This is a genomic window from Rhodoferax aquaticus, from assembly GCF_006974105.1.
Classification (GTDB): Bacteria; Pseudomonadota; Gammaproteobacteria; order Burkholderiales; family Burkholderiaceae_C; genus Allorhodoferax; species Allorhodoferax aquaticus_A.
Map to the genome: position 1 here is coordinate 2,594,159 of NZ_CP036282.1, position 18,253 is coordinate 2,612,411.

The 18,253-nt window shown below is 53.4% G+C and carries 18 protein-coding genes; 3 read left to right on the plus strand and 15 right to left on the minus strand.

The genetic code is table 11. From position 1 onward, the window contains the following. Positions 1-155 precede the first annotated feature (155 nt). Entirely contained in the window at positions 156-698 is a 543-nt protein-coding gene (locus EXZ61_RS11880; protein ID WP_142811973.1) for a phasin family protein, read from the plus strand. A gap of 200 nt (positions 699-898) precedes the next feature. On the opposite strand, the gene EXZ61_RS11885 is transcribed toward EXZ61_RS11880, so the two are convergent. The 6 genes from EXZ61_RS11885 to hemN form a co-directional block, all read right to left on the minus strand. Beyond that, a complete protein-coding gene (locus EXZ61_RS11885; RefSeq protein ID WP_237218942.1) occupies positions 899-1,834 on the minus strand; it encodes a patatin-like phospholipase family protein in 936 nt (311 codons plus the stop codon). Positions 1,835-2,042: 208 nt separating this feature from the next. Next, positions 2,043-4,364, minus strand: coding sequence for an ATP-dependent Clp protease ATP-binding subunit ClpA (gene clpA, locus EXZ61_RS11890; protein ID WP_142811974.1), 2,322 nt, complete (start codon positions 4,362-4,364; stop codon positions 2,043-2,045). 78 nt (positions 4,365-4,442) lie between these two features. Further along, positions 4,443-4,805, minus strand: coding sequence for an ATP-dependent Clp protease adapter ClpS (gene clpS, locus EXZ61_RS11895; protein ID WP_142811975.1), 363 nt, complete (start codon positions 4,803-4,805; stop codon positions 4,443-4,445). Positions 4,806-4,882: 77 nt separating this feature from the next. Continuing rightward, the gene (gene dusA, locus EXZ61_RS11900) at positions 4,883-5,899 is read right to left on the minus strand and encodes a tRNA dihydrouridine(20/20a) synthase DusA (protein ID WP_142811976.1); all 1,017 of its coding nucleotides are present in this window, start codon (positions 5,897-5,899) and stop codon (positions 4,883-4,885) included. Positions 5,900-5,928: 29 nt separating this feature from the next. Beyond that, a complete protein-coding gene (locus EXZ61_RS11905) occupies positions 5,929-6,639 on the minus strand; it encodes a sulfite exporter TauE/SafE family protein (protein WP_142811977.1) in 711 nt (236 codons plus the stop codon). Between the two features lie 9 nt (positions 6,640-6,648). Continuing rightward, entirely contained in the window at positions 6,649-8,043 is a 1,395-nt protein-coding gene (gene hemN, locus EXZ61_RS11910) for an oxygen-independent coproporphyrinogen III oxidase (protein WP_142811978.1), read from the minus strand. 258 nt (positions 8,044-8,301) lie between these two features. Between hemN and EXZ61_RS11915 the strand changes: the two genes are divergently transcribed. After that, the gene (locus EXZ61_RS11915) at positions 8,302-8,964 is read left to right on the plus strand and encodes a helix-turn-helix domain-containing protein (protein WP_237219183.1); all 663 of its coding nucleotides are present in this window, start codon (positions 8,302-8,304) and stop codon (positions 8,962-8,964) included. A 49-nt stretch (positions 8,965-9,013) separates the two neighbouring features. Here EXZ61_RS11915 and EXZ61_RS11920 read toward each other — a convergent pair whose 3' ends face one another. From EXZ61_RS11920 to EXZ61_RS11955, 8 genes are all read right to left on the minus strand, one after another. Then, positions 9,014-9,277, minus strand: coding sequence for a FixH family protein (locus tag EXZ61_RS11920; RefSeq protein WP_142811980.1), 264 nt, complete (start codon positions 9,275-9,277; stop codon positions 9,014-9,016). Positions 9,278-9,286: 9 nt separating this feature from the next. Continuing rightward, the gene (gene ccoG / locus EXZ61_RS11925) at positions 9,287-10,744 is read right to left on the minus strand and encodes a cytochrome c oxidase accessory protein CcoG (protein ID WP_425353627.1); all 1,458 of its coding nucleotides are present in this window, start codon (positions 10,742-10,744) and stop codon (positions 9,287-9,289) included. 32 nt (positions 10,745-10,776) lie between these two features. Beyond that, the gene (gene ccoP / locus EXZ61_RS11930; protein WP_142811982.1) at positions 10,777-11,694 is read right to left on the minus strand and encodes a cytochrome-c oxidase, cbb3-type subunit III; all 918 of its coding nucleotides are present in this window, start codon (positions 11,692-11,694) and stop codon (positions 10,777-10,779) included. A gap of 19 nt (positions 11,695-11,713) precedes the next feature. Next, the gene (locus EXZ61_RS11935; RefSeq protein WP_142811983.1) at positions 11,714-11,851 is read right to left on the minus strand and encodes a cbb3-type cytochrome oxidase subunit 3; all 138 of its coding nucleotides are present in this window, start codon (positions 11,849-11,851) and stop codon (positions 11,714-11,716) included. Between the two features lie 18 nt (positions 11,852-11,869). Beyond that, complete coding sequence (ccoO, locus tag EXZ61_RS11940; protein WP_142811984.1) at positions 11,870-12,496, minus strand: cytochrome-c oxidase, cbb3-type subunit II; 627 nt, start codon at positions 12,494-12,496, stop codon at positions 11,870-11,872. Between the two features lie 14 nt (positions 12,497-12,510). Further along, on the minus strand, positions 12,511-13,947 hold the full coding sequence (gene ccoN, locus EXZ61_RS11945) for a cytochrome-c oxidase, cbb3-type subunit I (RefSeq protein ID WP_142811985.1): 1,437 nt from the start codon (positions 13,945-13,947) through the stop codon (positions 12,511-12,513). 108 nt (positions 13,948-14,055) lie between these two features. Beyond that, on the minus strand, positions 14,056-14,193 hold the full coding sequence (gene ccoS, locus EXZ61_RS11950) for a cbb3-type cytochrome oxidase assembly protein CcoS (protein WP_142811986.1): 138 nt from the start codon (positions 14,191-14,193) through the stop codon (positions 14,056-14,058). Beyond that, positions 14,193-16,589: a heavy metal translocating P-type ATPase gene (locus EXZ61_RS11955; RefSeq protein ID WP_142811987.1), complete on the minus strand. Its 2,397-nt coding sequence runs from the start codon at positions 16,587-16,589 to the stop codon at positions 14,193-14,195. Before EXZ61_RS11955 ends, ccoS begins: the two co-directional genes overlap by 1 nt. Positions 16,590-16,695: 106 nt before the next feature. On the opposite strand from EXZ61_RS11955, the gene EXZ61_RS11960 reads away from it, so the two are divergent. Beyond that, positions 16,696-17,139 carry a universal stress protein gene (locus EXZ61_RS11960; RefSeq protein ID WP_142811988.1) on the plus strand — a complete coding sequence of 148 codons (444 nt, stop codon included), beginning with the start codon at positions 16,696-16,698 and terminating at the stop codon, positions 17,137-17,139. Positions 17,140-17,182: 43 nt separating this feature from the next. Here the strand turns inward: EXZ61_RS11960 and EXZ61_RS11965 are convergent, their stop codons facing one another. Next, the gene (locus EXZ61_RS11965) at positions 17,183-18,238 is read right to left on the minus strand and encodes an HD domain-containing phosphohydrolase (RefSeq protein WP_237218943.1); all 1,056 of its coding nucleotides are present in this window, start codon (positions 18,236-18,238) and stop codon (positions 17,183-17,185) included. Positions 18,239-18,253 lie beyond the last annotated feature (15 nt).

Below are 18,253 nucleotides of genomic sequence, written 5' to 3' on the forward strand. Positions count from 1 at the left end.
GGGGCAAACGTGTTCATTTGCTGCATTGCAACAATATGCTTGCAATGATTGACTCAGTCTCTATAATTGATCTGAATGCTGCACTGCAACATTGGCAAACTGCCAATTTCAGCGCAGCGCAAATGTTTGTCACACACACACTTTAGGAGTAACCCATGCTGACAGTTGACCAAGTCGTAGCGTCCCACAAAGCCAACCTCGAAACTTTGTTAGGCTTGACCGCAAAGGCCTTTGAAGGCGTGGAAAAGATCGTCGAGCTGAACCTGACCGCCACCAAAGCTGCAATGCTTGAGTCTGGTGAACAAGCCAAAGCGCTGCTAAGTGTCAAAGATGCCCAAGAGCTATTGGCATTGCAGTCTGGTTTGTTTCAACCCTTGGCCGAGAAAACAGCAGCGTACAGCCGCCACCTGTACGACATCGCCTCTGGCGCGGGCGCTGAGTTCACAAAAACCTATGAAGCCCAAGCCGCTGAGGCGCAAAAGAAGTTTTTGGGCTTGGTAGACAATGCCGCTAAGAACGCCCCAGCTGGATCAGAGGCTGCCGTAGCGGTCATGAAAAGCGCCGTTGCATCCGCCAACAATGCGCTAGAGTCCGTTCAAAAGGCCGTGAAACAAGCCACAGAACTAGCTGAAAGCAACTTCAACGCAGTAGCGGCAACCGCCAGCAACACTGCCAAATCGACTGCCAAAAAGCGCTAACGGCCAACAGGCTAAGAATTTTTGAGGGCAATGGCCCCAATGCGTTGCAGACAAGGGAAAACCCTGAGATAATTCGCGCATTGAGAAACGTTGTTTCTACCAGTTGTCTCCTCGGGTCCTTTCGAAACCTTTTGGTTCAGGGATCCCTTCAAGGCCTCGTTGCAAAACGAGGCCTTTTTTTTGTCTCCCGAACAATCGGCCTACTTGGTTTTGGCTGCTATGGCGGCGCGCAGTTGAGGCAATGCTTGCAACATGGCTCGGCGGCCCGCTTCGATAGACCGCTTGCGCGCACTGAAATCAGCGCTCGAAATGCCCTGCAGCGCAGGGCGCACCACGACATCAGCATCATTCAATTCCAGTGCATTGATACTCTGGCCCATGATGGAAAACGTCTGCAGCAAGATTTCCAGTGTGCCGCCGGTGAGGCTTCCTTCGGGCGGGCTTGAAATGTCCACCGCAACAATGACTTGAGCCCCCATCGATCTGGCACCACGCACAGGCACTGGCGACACCAAGCCGCCATCCACGTATTCTTTGCCCCCAATCTTTACGGGCTGAAAAACCGCAGGCACTGCGCTTGAAGCACGTACAGCTGTGCCGGTATCGCCGCGCCGAAACAGCACACTGAGGCCAGTATTTAGGTCGGTGGCTACGATACCCAGAGGCAGAGGCATATCCTCAATTAACTTAGACTTGACCTGCCCGTTGACATAGCGGGCAAGAGCCTCGCCACGCAACATGCCTCGGCTAAAGATGGGGAGTGTCCAGTCCGCAATGGCTGCCTCCTCCATGGTTTCAGCGATGTGTTGCAACTGGGTGCCAGTCTTTCCGCTGGCATACATCGCGGCAACCACGCTGCCAGCCGATGTCCCTGCAACCAGCGAGGGACGAATGCCCGCCTCTTCTAGCACTTGAATCACGCCTACATGTGCGAAACCGCGTGCAGCGCCTCCCCCCAAGGCAAGCCCCACACGCGGCGGAACCTTTGGAACCACTGGCGGTAATGGGCTTATTACGGGAATTTCAGGTACCGTTGTTGATGCCGTTGCGCCGGAGTCTTGCACCACCACTGCATTAGGAGGACTTGTTGCACAACCTGCCAAGACCATGGCAAACAAGATAAGGAGAAACTTCATATAGAGAACTACAACGAAAAAAGAGGAAATGAAGTCTTGCTAGGACTGATGAAGGAAGGCTTGAGCCGGAAAACCCATGCCAAAACAGTTAGCGCACAGACGTACTACGACTCAGTCCACTGATATTTGTAAGGAATTTACGACTGCAAAGACAAAGGCCCAGTTGCTTAGCAACTAGGCCTTATCTTATCAACCGAAACGTGCTCGCTTAACCGGCGGTTGCTTCTTCAGGCTTAGCCTTACCTTCTTTCTTGGGTAGGGGCTGGATGTCCAACAAAACCTCTGTTTTGGTTGGGTCAGTTTCATCAAGATCCACGGTCAGACGCCCACCTTCTGTCAAGCGACCAAACAGCAACTCATCCGCCAAGCCACGACGAATTGTGTCTTGGATGAGGCGCTGCATCGGACGTGCGCCCATCAAGGGATCAAAACCCTTCTTGGCGAGGTGCTTGCGCAGTTTGTCTGTGAAGGTAACTTCAACCTTCTTCTCGGCAAGTTGCGTTTCCAATTGCAGCAAGAACTTGTCAACCACACGCAAGATCACGTTTTCGTCCAAAGCCTTAAAGCTAACCATTGCATCCAAACGGTTGCGGAACTCTGGCGTAAACAGGCGCTTGATGTCCGCCATTTCGTCGCCAGATTCCCTTGGGTTGGTAAACCCGATGGTTGCCTTGTTCATGGTCTCAGCCCCCGCATTGGTCGTCATCACAATGATGACGTTGCGGAAATCTGCCTTGCGTCCGTTGTTGTCTGTCAAAGTCCCATGGTCCATGACTTGCAGCAGTACATTGAATATGGCGGGGTGTGCCTTTTCAATTTCGTCCAGCAAAAGTACCGAGTGCGGTTTCTTGGTAATGGCTTCTGTCAGCAAACCGCCTTGATCGAAACCCACATAGCCAGGAGGTGCACCAATGAGTCGACTCACGGCGTGCTGTTCCATGTACTCACTCATGTCAAAGCGAATCAGCTCAATGCCCATGATGTAGGCAAGCTGTTTGGCAGCCTCTGTTTTGCCGACTCCAGTAGGGCCACTAAACAGGAATGAACCAATGGGTTTATCCCCCTTGCCCAATCCGGAACGCGCCATTTTGACGGCCGAAGCAAGCACATCCAGTGCTTTGTCTTGTCCAAACACGACACTCTTCAGGTCTCGCTCCAGCGTCTTAAGTTTGCTGCGATCGTCATTGGATACGTTTGCCGGAGGGATGCGCGCAATCTTGGCCACAATCTCTTCAACTTCAGCCTTGCTGATGGTTTTCTTGCGCTTGCTTGGCGACAAAATACGTTGCGCGGCACCCGCTTCGTCGATCACATCAATGGCTTTGTCAGGTAAGTGACGGTCATTGATGTACTTAGCACTTAACTCGGCAGCAGCTTGCAATGCCGCCACTGCGTACTTCACGCCGTGGTGCTCCTCGTAACGCGACTTCAAACCCTTGAGAATTTCAACGGTTTGGTCAATGGTGGGCTCTACCACGTCCACTTTCTGGAAGCGGCGAGACAAGGCTGCATCTTTCTCAAAGATACCGCGGTACTCTGAGAATGTCGTGGCACCGATGCACTTCAGCTGCCCAGAACTAAGGCTCGGCTTGAGTAAGTTGGAAGCATCGAGCGTGCCGCCCGAGGCGGCGCCTGCACCGATGAGTGTATGAATCTCGTCAATAAACAAAACCGCATTAGGTTTGTCCTTTAGGGCTTTCAGCACACCCTTCAGGCGTTGCTCAAAGTCGCCCCGATACTTCGTACCGGCGAGCAACGCACCCATGTCCAAGGAATACACAATAGATTCAGCGAGGATTTCGGGAACATCCGCTTGAGAAATGCGCCACGCAAGCCCTTCAGCAATTGCGGTTTTTCCGACACCCGCTTCACCTACGAGCAGTGGGTTGTTCTTCCTACGACGGCACAGAATTTGGATCACGCGCTCGACTTCAAACTCGCGGCCAATGAGCGGGTCAATCTTTCCGTCTTTTGCCAATTGGTTCAGATTCTGAGTGTATTGCTCTAAAGGAGAGGCCTTCTCATTCTTTTCCGCAGCACCTTCCTCTGCTTCGGCAGGGCTATCGCCAGATTTTGTGACTTCGGGTGGGTCGTTTTTCTTGATGCCATGGGCAATAAAGTTCACCACATCCAAGCGCGTCACGCCTTGTTGGTGCAAGTAGTACACAGCATGGGAATCTTTCTCGCCAAAGATGGCTACCAAGACATTTGCACCGGTTACTTCCTTTTTTCCACTGCCAGTAGACTGCACGTGCATGATGGCGCGCTGAATCACGCGTTGAAAGCCAAGCGTAGGCTGGGTATCTACATCGTCGGCACCCGCAACCTGAGGCGTGTTGTCCTTAATGAAATTGGACAAAGACTTGCGCAAATCATCAATATTTGCAGAGCAGGCGCGTAACACTTCCGCAGCACTGGGGTTATCTAACAGTGCCAGGAGCAAATGCTCAACGGTAATGAACTCATGACGCTGTTGGCGGGCTTCAACAAAGGCCATATGAAGGCTAACTTCTAATTCTTGAGCGATCATGTGATTTCCTTTTTGCGAGCTCTGATAAATAACTGTAAACCGTTTTCCAAAGATGGATGCGGTATGTGCCTTTTCAAGCTATGACTCGATAGGTTCGCTAATACATTTCAAGGGATGACCCGCTTTGTGCGCCGCCTCCAAGACTTGGTCCACTTTAGTTGCCGCCACATCTTTGGAGTAAACACCACAAACGCCCCGACCATCCAAATGAATTTTCAGCATGATCTGTGTAGCAGTTTCCAAGTCTTTGCCAAAAAAATCTTGAATGACAAAAACAACAAACTCCATGGGGGTGTAGTCATCGTTCAGCATTACCACTTGAAACATATGCGGGGGCTGGACACGCTGCGTTCGGCGTTCCAGAACCACCGCGTTGCCCTCGTCACGCTCAGGGCTTAACGTCGGCGGTGCCGGCGGTTGGGTAGGTTGTTTGGTAGCCATGCTTGTCACTTAATCGATGCTCTCAGAATACTGTATCACGCTAGTAACTGGGGGCGATATCGCAATTTCAATACACTTCAAATCTGAGTAGCTTCCGCTTCGAACTCAAAAGGAGAGGAGCGCGACAGCGCCAATACTTCACGGGCGGGCAGGTGCTTCAGCCTGTGATCACTCCAAAGCTGCCTCCATTTGCGTGATCCGGCCAAGCCATGCCTCAAACCCAGCATATGGCGCGCGATGCCGTACCAGCCCTGGCCATTCCTTGCTTGTTCTAGCTCCATATACTCCACCATTTGCTCCTCAACGGATTCACGACTCAGGCTATCCGCTGGCGCGCCATAGAAGATGGTGTCCCACTGGCTGAGCAGCCAAGGGTTGTGGTACGCCTCTCGTCCAATCATCACGCCATCACATGCCTGCAGATGCGATGCGATCTCCACATTGGTTTTAATCCCCCCGTTGACACAAACTACCAAATCGGGGAAATCAGCCTTAAGCATGGCGATGATTTCATATCGCAAAGGAGGAATTTCACGGTTCTCTTTGGGCGAGAGTCCTTGGAGCCATGCATTGCGTGCATGCACTATGAAGGTATTGCAACCTGCTTCAGCCACTGTCCCGACAAAATCACGAACAAAAGAGTAGCTCTCGTCCTTGTCAATGCCAATACGGTGTTTGACAGTGACCGGCACGTCAACTACATCCACCATGGCCTTGACGCAGTCTGCAACCAAGCTAGGCTCATTCATTAAACATGCGCCAAACGCTCCACGCTGAACCCGCTCACTAGGGCAACCACAGTTTAGGTTGATTTCGTCGTAACCCCAACTTGCTCCCAAACGCGCACTATGGGCCAGATCAGCAGGCTCACTTCCACCCAACTGCAAGGCAAGCGGATGTTCTTGAGCACTGTATTGGAGATGGCGAGGCACATCACCATGCAACAGGGCTCCTGTAGTGACCATCTCGGTATACAGCAACGCGCGTTTCGAAAGCAGGCGATGAAAGTAGCGGCAGTGCCTGTCGGTCCAATCCATCATCGGGGCAACGGACAGACGCCAACGCTCGGCTGAAACTTCTTTATAACTTGACATAGGGGCCAATTATCTCAGCCCAACCGACTTCATGCCGGCGTCACACACCAAGGCGCAGTGTTGTGGACCAAGCCCATCCACAGTGCCCACGCAGCACTCAGAGCTAAGGCAAGCCCGGCCACCTTTACGCCAATAAGTCCATTGACCTGAACTTTGCCAAGCAACGGCACGGTGTTGCCGCTTTGCAACCGTAACCATAGCCAAGGACCAATGGTCATGGTAATACTGGTACCGAGAGCAAACATTGCCATCACACCGGCACCGCCAGACACACTATTTGCCATGGCCGAGACCATCAGTGCCGAGTACAGCAGCCCACATGGCAGCAAGGCCCAAGCGACTCCTACCAAAACAGGCAACCGTATAGCGTGCCTATTGGTTAGTGACCGCACTTTGCCCCACGCGTTTCGCCCCAGCGCATCAACCCAGCCGGGCTGTTGGCCCTGCACAAGCAGCAGCAAGCCAAGCACAAGCGCGGCGATATGAAACAGAGTCCAAACGGGTCGCAACGCTGCCGAATGCACAGTCAGCCAACCGAGCCCCTGAAGTGAGGCCGCAGACAATGCGCCCAAACCAGAGTAGCCCACCACCCTCCCCAATTGAAACAACAAGATCGTGCGGGCTGGACGAGCAGCTGAAAATTGGCCAATTCCGGCGCAAGCGGCTCCGCACATGGCCACACAGTGGGGCCCTCCAACAACGCCCATTACCAGTGCAGTTAGAGTAAGGGATGCATCCATGGGGCGATGCTAAATGATCTTCGAGAAACGTGCGCGGGTCTTATCAGTCTGTAAATGTTTGTCAAACACCATGGCTACAGCACGCACAAAGAACCATCCTTGGCGGGTGACCAAAACTCGCTGCTCATCCACCTCGACCATGCCCTGCTCTGCCAGTAGCTCTAAAGCACTCAACTCGGCAGCAAAGTAAGACCGAAAATCTATCAGGAACGACAGGTCTATCGACTCATAGTAGAGCTCACCTTGGCACATCAGAGCCATGATGACCGCGCGTCTCACCAAATCATCCCGCGTCAAAGCCAACCCTCGTACTACGGGAAACTGGCCTTGGTCCAAATAGTCGTAATACTCTTCTAAGGTTTTCGCATTTTGGCTGTAAGTCGCACCAATTCTTCCAATGGATGACACGCCTAAAGCAATCAAGTCACAGTCGGGCTGGGTGCTATAGCCTTGAAAATTGCGGTGCAAGCGCCCTTGCCGCTTGGCGATGGCGAGCGAGTCCTCTGGCAAAGCAAAGTGATCCATGCCAACGTATACGTAGCCCGCACCCATAAATGTGGCCAAGGAACCAGAAAGCATCGAAATCTTTGACCCCCCAGTGGGCAGCTCTACGGTATTGATACGACGCTGTGGCTTAAAACGTTCTGGCAAATGGGCATAGGCGTACAAAGCAATACGGTCAGGACGTAGCTCAACCACTTGATTTAGAGTGCGGCTAAACGACTCAGGGGTTTGCTGGGGCAAGCCATAGATTAAGTCAACGTTCACTGAGTCAAAGCCACGCGACCTTGCAGCCCCCATTAATTCAAACACCTGTTCCGCAGGTTGAACACGGTGTACCGCCTTCTGTACCGCCAGGTCAAAATCTTGGACACCAAAGCTCAAACGATTGAAGCCCAAATCCGCAATTGTGTCGAGGCGTGCAGAGTTCACAGTACGGGGGTCAATTTCAATGGAGTACTCACCGCCCGGCACAAAAGAGAAATTGCGCCGCAGCATCCCCATCAACTCACGTAGCTCCGCGTCGCTGAGAAATGTAGGGCTGCCTCCACCCAAGTGGAGCTGGCTAATGACTTGACCTTGACCAATAAGCGCAGTGTGCAAATCTATTTCCCGACTGAGGTAGCGCAAATACACAGCCCCTTTGTCGTGGTGCTTGGTGATGATTTTGTTACATGCGCAGTAGTAACAGAGTGACTCACAAAACGGAATATGGACGTACAAGGACAGGGGCAAGGCCATCGCCGCAGCTCCACTGCGCCGTTGCTTTAGCGCTAGCGCGTAATCATCGGCTCCAAAGGCTTCAACAAATCGATCTGCGGTTGGGTACGACGTATAACGAGGACCGGATACGTCATAGCGGCGTAACACATCCTCCGCGACAGGCGCTGCAATTGCATTCATAAACACTCCAAATCAAGCGTAGTGACTTTGCCTGAATGACTGCAATTCGAACTTGATGTAAATCAAGTTGAATCGACGTTGCGCTGCTCCATAATTGATCCAAATCACGGAACGCATATGCTTGAACAAGACTTAAAGCCGCATCCTGGCGCACATGCATTGGCTGCAATCGCAGTCACAGCGCATCCCGCCAGTTCTACCCTATCGGGTCAAGCCATTAAAGTGGCCTGCTCTAACTGCAACTTGCGTGAGCTATGCATGCCCTTGGGCTTGAGTCCATCGGAGCTTGAACGGATAGATGACGTCGTCGCAAGTAGACGAAAAGTGAAGCGTGGCGACACTCTCTTTAGAAACGGGGAGCGCTTCACGAGTCTCTTTGCCATCCGCACAGGTTTCTTCAAGACCTGTGTGGCATCGGAAGACGGCCGTGACCAAGTAACTGGATTCCAAATGGCAGGGGAAGTCATTGGCCTAGACGGCATAGTGCATGACCATCACACATGTGATGCCGTGGCCCTAGAAGACGCTGAGGTCTGCGTCATGCCATTTGACCGCATTGAGGAGTTGTCTAGAGAGGTCAATGCCCTGCAGCGCCATGTTCATAAGATCATGAGCCGTGAAATCGTCCGCGAAAACGGGGTGATGCTTTTACTTGGCAGCATGCGCGCTGAAGAACGGGTAGCTGCATTTTTATTGAATTTAGTACAACGATTGCATGCCCGTGGATTCTCTCAATCAGAGCTCATCTTGCGAATGACGCGCGAAGAAATCGGCAGCTATCTAGGTCTCAAGCTTGAGACCGTGAGCCGCACATTCTCCAAGTTTGCAGACGATGGCATCGTCGAAGTCAAGCAACGCCACGTACGAATACTGAACACTGAGGCGCTCAAAGACATTGTCAACCCCAAGGTTTGCAACTAGCTTGCCCAAAAGGCAACTGCAAACCTCGTGCTACCACAATACGTGCCACTTACTTGGGTGCTGGGGCGCCTGTCGCGGCATGGTTACGGGCTTGAATAGCAGGTGCCAAGCTACTGGGATTAGCCGATAACGTGCTGTTAATCTCAATGCCTTTGCGGTAGTAGTCCTCGTCCACTACGGGGTCAGTACCTACTGCAGCCAGATAGAAGGTGAAAAAGCTAGCTATCACCACGGTGAGTGGCCCGGAAATGACGAGCCATACATGGCCGAATTGCCACCATGGGCGAGACGTATCGATTTGTGAAGTTGACATGATGTTTCCTTAACGTGGAACAATAAAAACAGACTTTTCTGCCACCGTCCGCTCTAGCGTTGGCGCGCTAATCTTGAAATGAATCGCATGGGATCCTGGCTGCGCAGCTTCGTAAGGTATTTGAACCCTCACAGCAACCCAGCGAGCCTGAGTAGCCTCAACGATTAGATGCTCGTCGTACGACACTGTAAGGCCAGGCAAACCTTCAGCGGCAATCGTGTATGTTTGCGCAAGCTCAGTCGCATTCATGATTTGAAGTCGGTAGACATTCTCAATCCGCCCTCCTCCAACGATGCGGGCTAGGCTGCCACGGTCTCGCACCACATCGACCTTAAAGGGTGTGCGCAGCGCCAAGCCTGCAACCATTGCGCACACGACCAGCCCTAGCACTGCGGTATACACCAATACACGTGGCCGCAAGACATGGCGCCAAGTTTGGCTACGCGTCCAATGTTGGCTCACGGCATTTTCGGTCGAATACCGCACAAGTCCGCGTGGGTAACCCACTTTGTCCATAACGGTGTCACAGACGTCTGCACAGGCACCGCAGCCTATGCACTCGTACTGCAGGCCATTTCGAATGTCTATTCCGGTTGGACAGACTTGTACGCATAAGGTGCAATCCACGCATGCGCCTAAGTTCAAAGTGGTCAGATCGGCTTTCTTAGAGCGCGCTCCACGAGGCTCCCCACGTTCTCGGTCATAGGTAACGATCAAGGTGTCCTTGTCGAACATCGCGCTTTGAAACCGTGCGTAGGGGCACATGTGCTTGCACACCTGCTCCCGCATAAACCCTGCATTGCCATAGGTTGCAAAACCGTAGAAAAAGACCCAAAAATTTTCCCAAGGCCCTAAAGAGAGCTGCAAAAACTCGGCGCCTAACTCATGAATCGGGGTGAAGTACCCCACAAAAGTAAACCCTGTCCAAAGAGCCAGTGCAAGCCACAACAAGTGTTTCCCAAACTTACGAGCCAGTTTCTCTGCAGTCCAGGGGCCTGCATCGCGGCGCATGCGGGCGGAACGATCACCTTCAGTCAGCTTTTCCAACCAAAGAAACAACTCCGTGTACACCGTTTGTGGGCACGCGTATCCGCACCACAGCCGCCCTGCAACGGCAGTAAACAAAAACAAAGAGAACGCGGAGATAACCAGAAGCCCCGTCAAGTAGATAAAGTCCTGCGGGTAGAGCACTAGGCCAAAAATGTAAAAGCGCCGTGCGCCTAGGTCAAACAAAACAGCTTGACGCTGCCCCCACTCCAACCACGGCACACCATAAAACACCAACTGCGTGAGAAACACCGTAGCCCAGCGCCAGCGAGAAAAGAACCCAGACACGCTGCGGGGATAGATTTTCTTGTGTGCCTCATACAAGGCGATCAACTCCGCGTCCGCACCTGCTGGTGGCTCAATGGGCCCTTTGTCAGATGACTCAACGATAGGTATAACCCTATTGGACGACGGAGTGATGTTTGCCACGAATCCAGGTCTCTAAACGCGCACTACTTAGAAACAGCGTTGTTCGAGAGGCCCCAAACATACGATGTCAAAACATGAATCTGCGCTTCTGTGAGCTTTTCACCCTGTGCAGGCATCTGGTTCACTTTACCGTTATTGACCATAGCAATGATGGCGTTTTCACCGTAGCCATGAAGCCATATGTCATCTGTCAAGTTGGGCGCTCCCAACGCTTGGTTGCCTTTACCGTCCATACCATGGCATGCGGCGCATACACCAAATTTTGATTTACCCAAGTTGGCACGCACCGAGTCATGTGGACTACCAGATAGGCTGAGCACATAGTTCGCGACGTTTTTCACGTCATCACCAGTACCCACGGCCGCTGCCATTGGAGGCATTTGACCCACGCGCCCTTTGACCAAAGTCTCCTTGATCTTGTCAGGCGCACCGCCATGCAGCCAGTCTCCATCCGTCAAGTTTGGGAAGCCTTTAGAGCCGCGCGCATCAGAGCCATGACACTGGGAGCAGTTGTTCATAAACAAGCGCTCGCCAATCGCCATGGCTTGCGGGTCTTTGGACACATCCTCAGGCTTCATTGCGATGAATTTTGCGTACAAAGGCGCCACTTCAGCATTGCCCTTGGCCACTTCCTTTTCATACTGGCCTTTTTGGGACCACTTCTCGGTCAGCGCACCAGGGTAGCTGCCCAGGCCTGGATACATAGCTAAATAGACAGCGGCAAACACCAAGGTGATCACAAACAACCACACCCACCAGCGAGGCAAGGGATTGTTCATTTCACGAAGGTCTCCGTCCCACACATGCCCTGTGGTGTTGTCATGCGCTGTCATGGCCTTGGCTTTGCCACTAAACCACAGCAGCAGTAGACAAGCCACGATCGCCACCACCGTAATGGCAGCCACATAAATGGACCAAAAGTTACTTGTAAAGTCGCTCATTTTTATTCCTTATCAGGGGTCAGTCCTGCTCAAATGGCAGGTTGGCGGCTTCAGTAAAGTCTTGGGCGCGGCGCTTAGAGCAGGCCCACCAGACGATGCCAATGAAAGTCACCATGCTGACCACGGTCGCAACAGATCTCAGGGTATTGATATCCATGTTGTTCTCCTGGTTCAATTACTTGAGAGCCAAGCCCAACACCTGCAGGTAGGCAATGGTGGCTTCGAGTTCAGTTTTTCCCTTAACTTCTTCAGAGGCTTTTGCAATTTGCTCATCGGTGTAAGGCACCCCCACTTTGCGCAACGCTGCCAAGTGCGAAGGTAGGCTCTCTGCGTCTACCAAGTTAGTTGCAAGCCATGGATAGGCTGGCATATTGGATTCAGGCACGACGTCACGCGGATTCACCAAATGAATGCGATGCCACTCATCACTGTATTTACCGCCCACACGCGCCAAGTCAGGCCCCGTGCGTTTGCTCCCCCATTGGAAGGGGTGGTCATACACTGACTCGCCGGCCACGGAGTAGTGGCCGTAGCGCAAAGTCTCGGCACGGAAAGGACGGATCATTTGCGAGTGGCAGTTGTAGCAACCTTCGCGAATGTAGACGTCACGTCCCGCAAGTTGCAAAGCTGTGTAGGGCTGGATGCCCTTAATCGGCTCAGTCGTCGATTTTTGGAAGAACAAAGGAACGATTTCCACCATTCCCCCAGCCAGCAGCACCACCAAGATCAAAACGATCATCAAGAAGTTGCTGGTTTCAATTTTCTCGTGCGACAAGCCCGAAGATTTAGGTTGATTAGCCATGTTGTTTTTCTCCTTTAGGCGTGGGCAGCAGCTGCGGGGATCGTCACGCTAGAAGCGCGGCCAGCGGTTGCTGTTTTCAGCGTGTTCCACAACATGATCAACATGCCACCCAGGTAAAGCAAACCACCGAGCAGACGCAGCACATAGAAGGGGTAAGTAGCCTTCACCGACTCCACAAAGGTATAGGTCAAAGTACCGTCTGGGTTGATCGCGCGCCACATCAAACCTTGCATCACACCGGCAATCCACATCGCGGCGATGTAAATCACGATACCGATGGTGGCAATCCAGAAGTGCAGCTCAATCGCTTTCACGCTGAACATTTGCTTTTGACCAAACAGGCGTGGAATCAGGTAGTACATAGAGCCCATGGTCACCAAGCCCACCCAACCCAAAGCACCTGAATGCACGTGGCCGATAGTCCAGTCGGTGTAGTGGCTCAAGGCATTCACGGTCTTGATAGACATCATGGGGCCTTCAAAGGTGGACATACCGTAGAAGGACAAAGACACGATCAAGAAGCGCAGGATAGGGTCATCACGCAGTTTGTGCCATGCGCCAGACAAAGTCATGATGCCGTTGATCATGCCACCCCAGCTAGGAGCCAAGAGAATCAGCGAGAACACCATACCGACAGACTGGGTCCAGTCAGGCAAAGCGGTGTAGTGCAAGTGGTGTGGGCCCGCCCACATGTAAGTGAAGATCAGCGCCCAAAAGTGAACGATGGACAAGCGGTAGCTGTACACAGGCCGTTCCGCTTGCTTAGGAATGAAGTAATACATCATCCCCAAGAAGCCAGCGGTCAAGAAGAAGCCCACCGCGTTATGGCCATACCACCATTGCACCATCGCGTCTTGCACACCTGCGTACGCAGAGTAAGACTTCATCCAACCTGCAGGAATAGCCGCGCTATTGACCAAGTGCAAAATTGCCACTGCAATGATGAACGCACCAAAGAACCAGTTGGCTACATAGATATGTTTCACCTTGCGGGTACCCACGGTACCGAAGAACACAATGGCAAACGACACCCAGACCAAGGTGATCAAGATGTCAATCGGCCACTCCAACTCAGCATACTCTTTGCCAGAGGTGTAACCCAATGGCAAAGAAATCGCGGCGGCCAAAATGACCAACTGCCATCCCCAAAACGTGAAGGATGCCAGCTTGTCGCCAAACAGCCGGACATGACAGGTCCGCTGAACGATGTAATAGGCGGATGCGAACAAGCCGCATCCGCCGAAAGCGAAAATCACTGCATTGGTATGCAGCGGACGCAGTCGTCCGTAGCTCAGGAATGAGATGCCAAAGTTCAACTCTGGCCACGCGAGTTGAGCCGCAATGATCACGCCCACAAGCATGCCCACTACGCCCCAAACCACCGTCATGATGGCGAACTGACGTACAACGGTATCGTTGTAGACAGTTGCCTGCTGGTTAGGAAATGCCATATTTACCTCTTCTCTAGTTATCTACGGGATATTCTCTTGGAGCACTTGGACTAGACAGTTGATTCACATCAAACCTTGCCTTAAATGGCTTCAATTCGTGGGAACCATTTAGGAGTCACGCAGCACCCGTTCACCTTCAGCTTCAATGTCTTCAAATTGGCCACGGTCGATAGCCCACCACAGCCCTCCCAGAATGAAAAACACCAGCACGACTGACAGCGGTATCAGCAAATACAAAATGTCCATCACTCATCCTTCACAAATCGCGGCGCACGCGCCAGTCGCAGCGCATTGAGCACCACCAATAGAGAACTAGCAGCCATGCCCAGTCCAGCCGCCCAAGCGGGCAACATGCCCGCCACGGCCAAGGGCACGCAGGCTGCGTTGTAGAGCAAGGCCCACCATAAGTTTTGTCGGATCACATCACGGGTCTTGCGGGCTACACCAAGGGTTTGCGCCACGCCTTGCAAGCTGCTCCCCATCACCACAAAGTCAGCCTTCGACTGGGCCAAGGGCACGGCACTACCAAACGCAAAGGCCACGTTGGCGCCAGCAAGCACCGGGCCGTCGTTAAGCCCATCGCCCACCATGGCCACAGTGTGACCAGCACGCTGGAGTTCAGACAGGTAGGCCAACTTGTCCGCAGGTAAACAAGCACTGCGCATCTTGGCGATACCCACTGAGTGCGCAACCGCAGTGACTGAGGCTTCTTCATCCCCAGACAGCAAGTGCACATCCAAGCCACGCGCGACCAAGTCAGCCACAACACCACGTGCTTGCGCCCTCACCTGCTCAGCCAAATCAAAGGTTGCCAGCCACCCGTCTTGGTCGCTCATAAATACCCGCACATGCGCCGCAGCATCCGAGGGCACGCCACAATGCAGCGCTGAACCCAGACGCAGTTGGTAAGTCCGACCTACCTGCCCTTCAATGTCTGCGCGACTTGGCGCAAACACAGAGCCCGCCAAGCCGCCACCCGCAAGTTCTTGCACATCACCCACCAAAGCACAGCGGCCTGCCGTATTCGAATTGGCGACAACGCCTTGCTCAAACGCCGCAGCAATGGCCCTGGATGCCGGATGCAAAGACTGGCTGGCAAGCACTGCGGCCAAAGCAAGCGCTTGGTCAGTGCTGAACTCTGCCCGCGTATGCACTTGGGCCAATACCATGGCGTCTTGGGTGAGCGTGCCTGTTTTGTCGAACACCACCGTGTCTACTTGGGCCAGCGTATCCAAAGCGTCTAGCTTGCGGACCAATATGCCGCACCTAGCCAAGGCACCTGCTGAGGCCAGCACGGCCGCAGGCGTTGCCAGCGACAAGGCGCACGGGCAAGTCACCACCAACACCGCCACGGCCACCATTACGGCGTGCGTCGGGTCTTGGGGCCACCACCAAGCGCATGCAGCCACCGCAGCCACCAGCACGCCAACTAAAAAAGGCTTGGCCAAGCGGTCCACCAAAGCTGTGTTGCCTGGTTTGGCGGCAGAAGCCGTCTCCATAAGCGCCACGATTTGCGAAAAGCGAGTGTCTGCCCCTACACGCACAACACGCATCAACACTGTGCCCGACAAGTTGTGGCTACCCGCCACGACCTGACCGCCTGGGCCTCGCGACAAGGGCTTGGATTCACCCGTAAGCAATGCTTCATCGACTGAGGTGTTGCCCTCAAGCACCTCACCATCGGCCAAAAACGCCTCGCCGGCGTGTACGCGCAACACATCGCCCACCAGCACGCGCCGCCCAGCAACCCGCTCATAGCTGCCATCGGCTTTTTGGCGTTCCACACTGTCCGGCAAGCGGTTCATCAGCGCCTCCAGAGCGCCCGCCGTGCGGTCACGCAGGCGCAGCTCTAACCACCGCCCGGTGAGCAAGAAGAAGACAAACATGGTGAGCGAGTCAAAGTACACCTCGCGCCCAAACATGCCATTGGGCTCAAAGGTGCCTACAGTGCTCACTGCAAAGGTGATGGCCATGCCTAGGGCGACGGGCAAGTCCATGCTGACACGCGCATGCAGCACATCGCGCAATGCACTCTTAAAGAAAGGCCCGCATGAAAAAAGAATGACTGGCAGCGTGAGTACCCAAGAGGCCCAGCGAAGCAGTGACTCCATCTCCTGGGTCAGGTCACCTGGATGCGCGATGTACGCCGGGTAGGCATACATCATCACTTGCATCATGCAAAGACCAGCCACCAACCACCGCCACAATGCCTTGCGGGTCTCTGCGCGTCTACGCTCGCTTGCAAACACATCGTTGGCTGGAGCCGCACGGTAGCCGCAGCGCTGAACCTCGAGCATCCATTGCGACGGAAGCACTTGGTCTTGCTGCCAGACCACATGCGCCCTGTGGGTCGCAGCATTTACACGAACACTCAGTACGCCAGGTACTTTACTTAGGGCGTCTTCAACAGTGATCGAACATGCTGCGCAGTGCATACCTTCAATCACTAGGGCGGAATCCCATGCACCGGGCTGAGTGGGCACCGCCACACTAAAGGCATTCCACTCTGAAGGCTCATCCAAGAGCCGCAAGGTTTGCGCTCCATGAGGAATCAACCCTGTTCGCTCAGGCGGCAAAGCCCCCGCACCTGCAATCGTGCCTAGCACTACGTTGATGGGCGGCAGATTCGTCGATGCAGTCATGGAGCGACAGTGTGCAGACAATCCTCACTCGGACTCTTGATGTAAATCAAGGCTTAGGGGTTCGGCAGAGCGTAATCTGAGGTTTTTCAACCGTCAAGGACTTCTGATGTACCAACGCATACTCGTTACGACCGATGGCTCTAAACTTTCCAAAAAAGCAGTCAGTAGTGCCATAGCCTTGGCGGCACTTAGTAGTGCAGAGTTAATTGCGCTCAAAGTGGTGCCGCGCTATCCCCAAAGCTACTTTGAAGGTGCGATTGCCCTGCAAGCCAGCGAAGTGGCTAGGGTAGAAAAACAATGGGCAGATGATGCACAGGCCGTGGTGGACGCGGTATCCAAGTCGGCAAGCGCCAAAGGCGTAACTTGCAAGGCTGTTGTAGTTAAGTCGGACGTAGTTTCCGACGCTGTTTTGGCCACTGTAAAAAAGCACCAATGTGATTTGATTGTGATGGCCTCTCACGGGCGCCGAGGTATCAAGCGCCTGTTACTAGGCAGTGAAACCCAACAAGTGCTCACCCACGCGAATGTCCCCGTCTTGGTACTCAAATAACTTTGCCCGTTGACTTTGAGCCGTGTGTCAAAGGGCGGTGTAACTAACCTTGGTAATGATCACGTATCTCGAGCACCTGCTCCCATGCACTCAAAAACGCGTTGACGCACTGTGGATCAAAATGCTGCCCAGAGCCTGCCACCAGAAACTCTACGGCAGCCTCCAAGGTCCAAGCCTTCTTGTATGGTCGCTCGGAGGTGAGGGCGTCAAACACATCAGCCACAGCGACGATGCGACTGAAGATCGGAATCTCTTCTCCTTTCAACCCGGACGGGTAACCTGATCCGTCGAACTTTTCGTGGTGGCCCAGCGCGATATCAGCACCGGTTTGCAAGACCAAAGATGAGCTGCCCTTTAGCAACTCATAACCAAATTGGGCATGCTGCTTCATGACATTAAACTCGGCCTCATCCAGGCGTCCGGGCTTTAGCAAAATGTTGTCGCTGATACCCACTTTTCCTATGTCGTGCATGGGTGCGGCCTCTAGCAAGAGCTCTTGTTGTGCCAATGGCATACCCAAGCCTGCAGCAATCAGCTTTGAGAAGTGCGCCATTCGCAAAATGTGTGCACCCGTCTCTGGATCGCGATACTCGGCGGCCCTGCAAAGGCGAATCACCGTGTCTCGCTCTCTGGCCACAATTTCAGCGGTGGCCTTGCGCACCTCTTCAGACAACCAAGTAGCACGCTGGGCGAGATGTTTGTTGGCCTCGTTCACCACTAGCATGTTCTTTGCCCTCGCCAAGAACTCAACTTTATCAACCGGTTTGGTCAAAAAGTCATTGGCCCCCGAGTCTAAGGCCCGGTAACGCACTTGCTTTTGGTCGTTGGCCGTAATCATGAGAAGGGGCACCGTTTCACAGCCCGCTAGAGCACGAAAGTGGTTGATGAATTGCAGGCCATCCATCTCGGGCATCATGTAATCGACAATCACCAGGTCGATGTCATTCTCAGCCGCCCACTCCAGTGCTTTTAGGGGCTGCGAGAACACATGCTCCACGCAGTTTCCCAGCTTTTTGACCAAGGCCCCAAACAAAACGAGGTTGACTTCGGTGTCATCCACGATCAACACATGTTGGATCATTGGAGTGTGCTCTTCCATGATGAAATAGTGAAT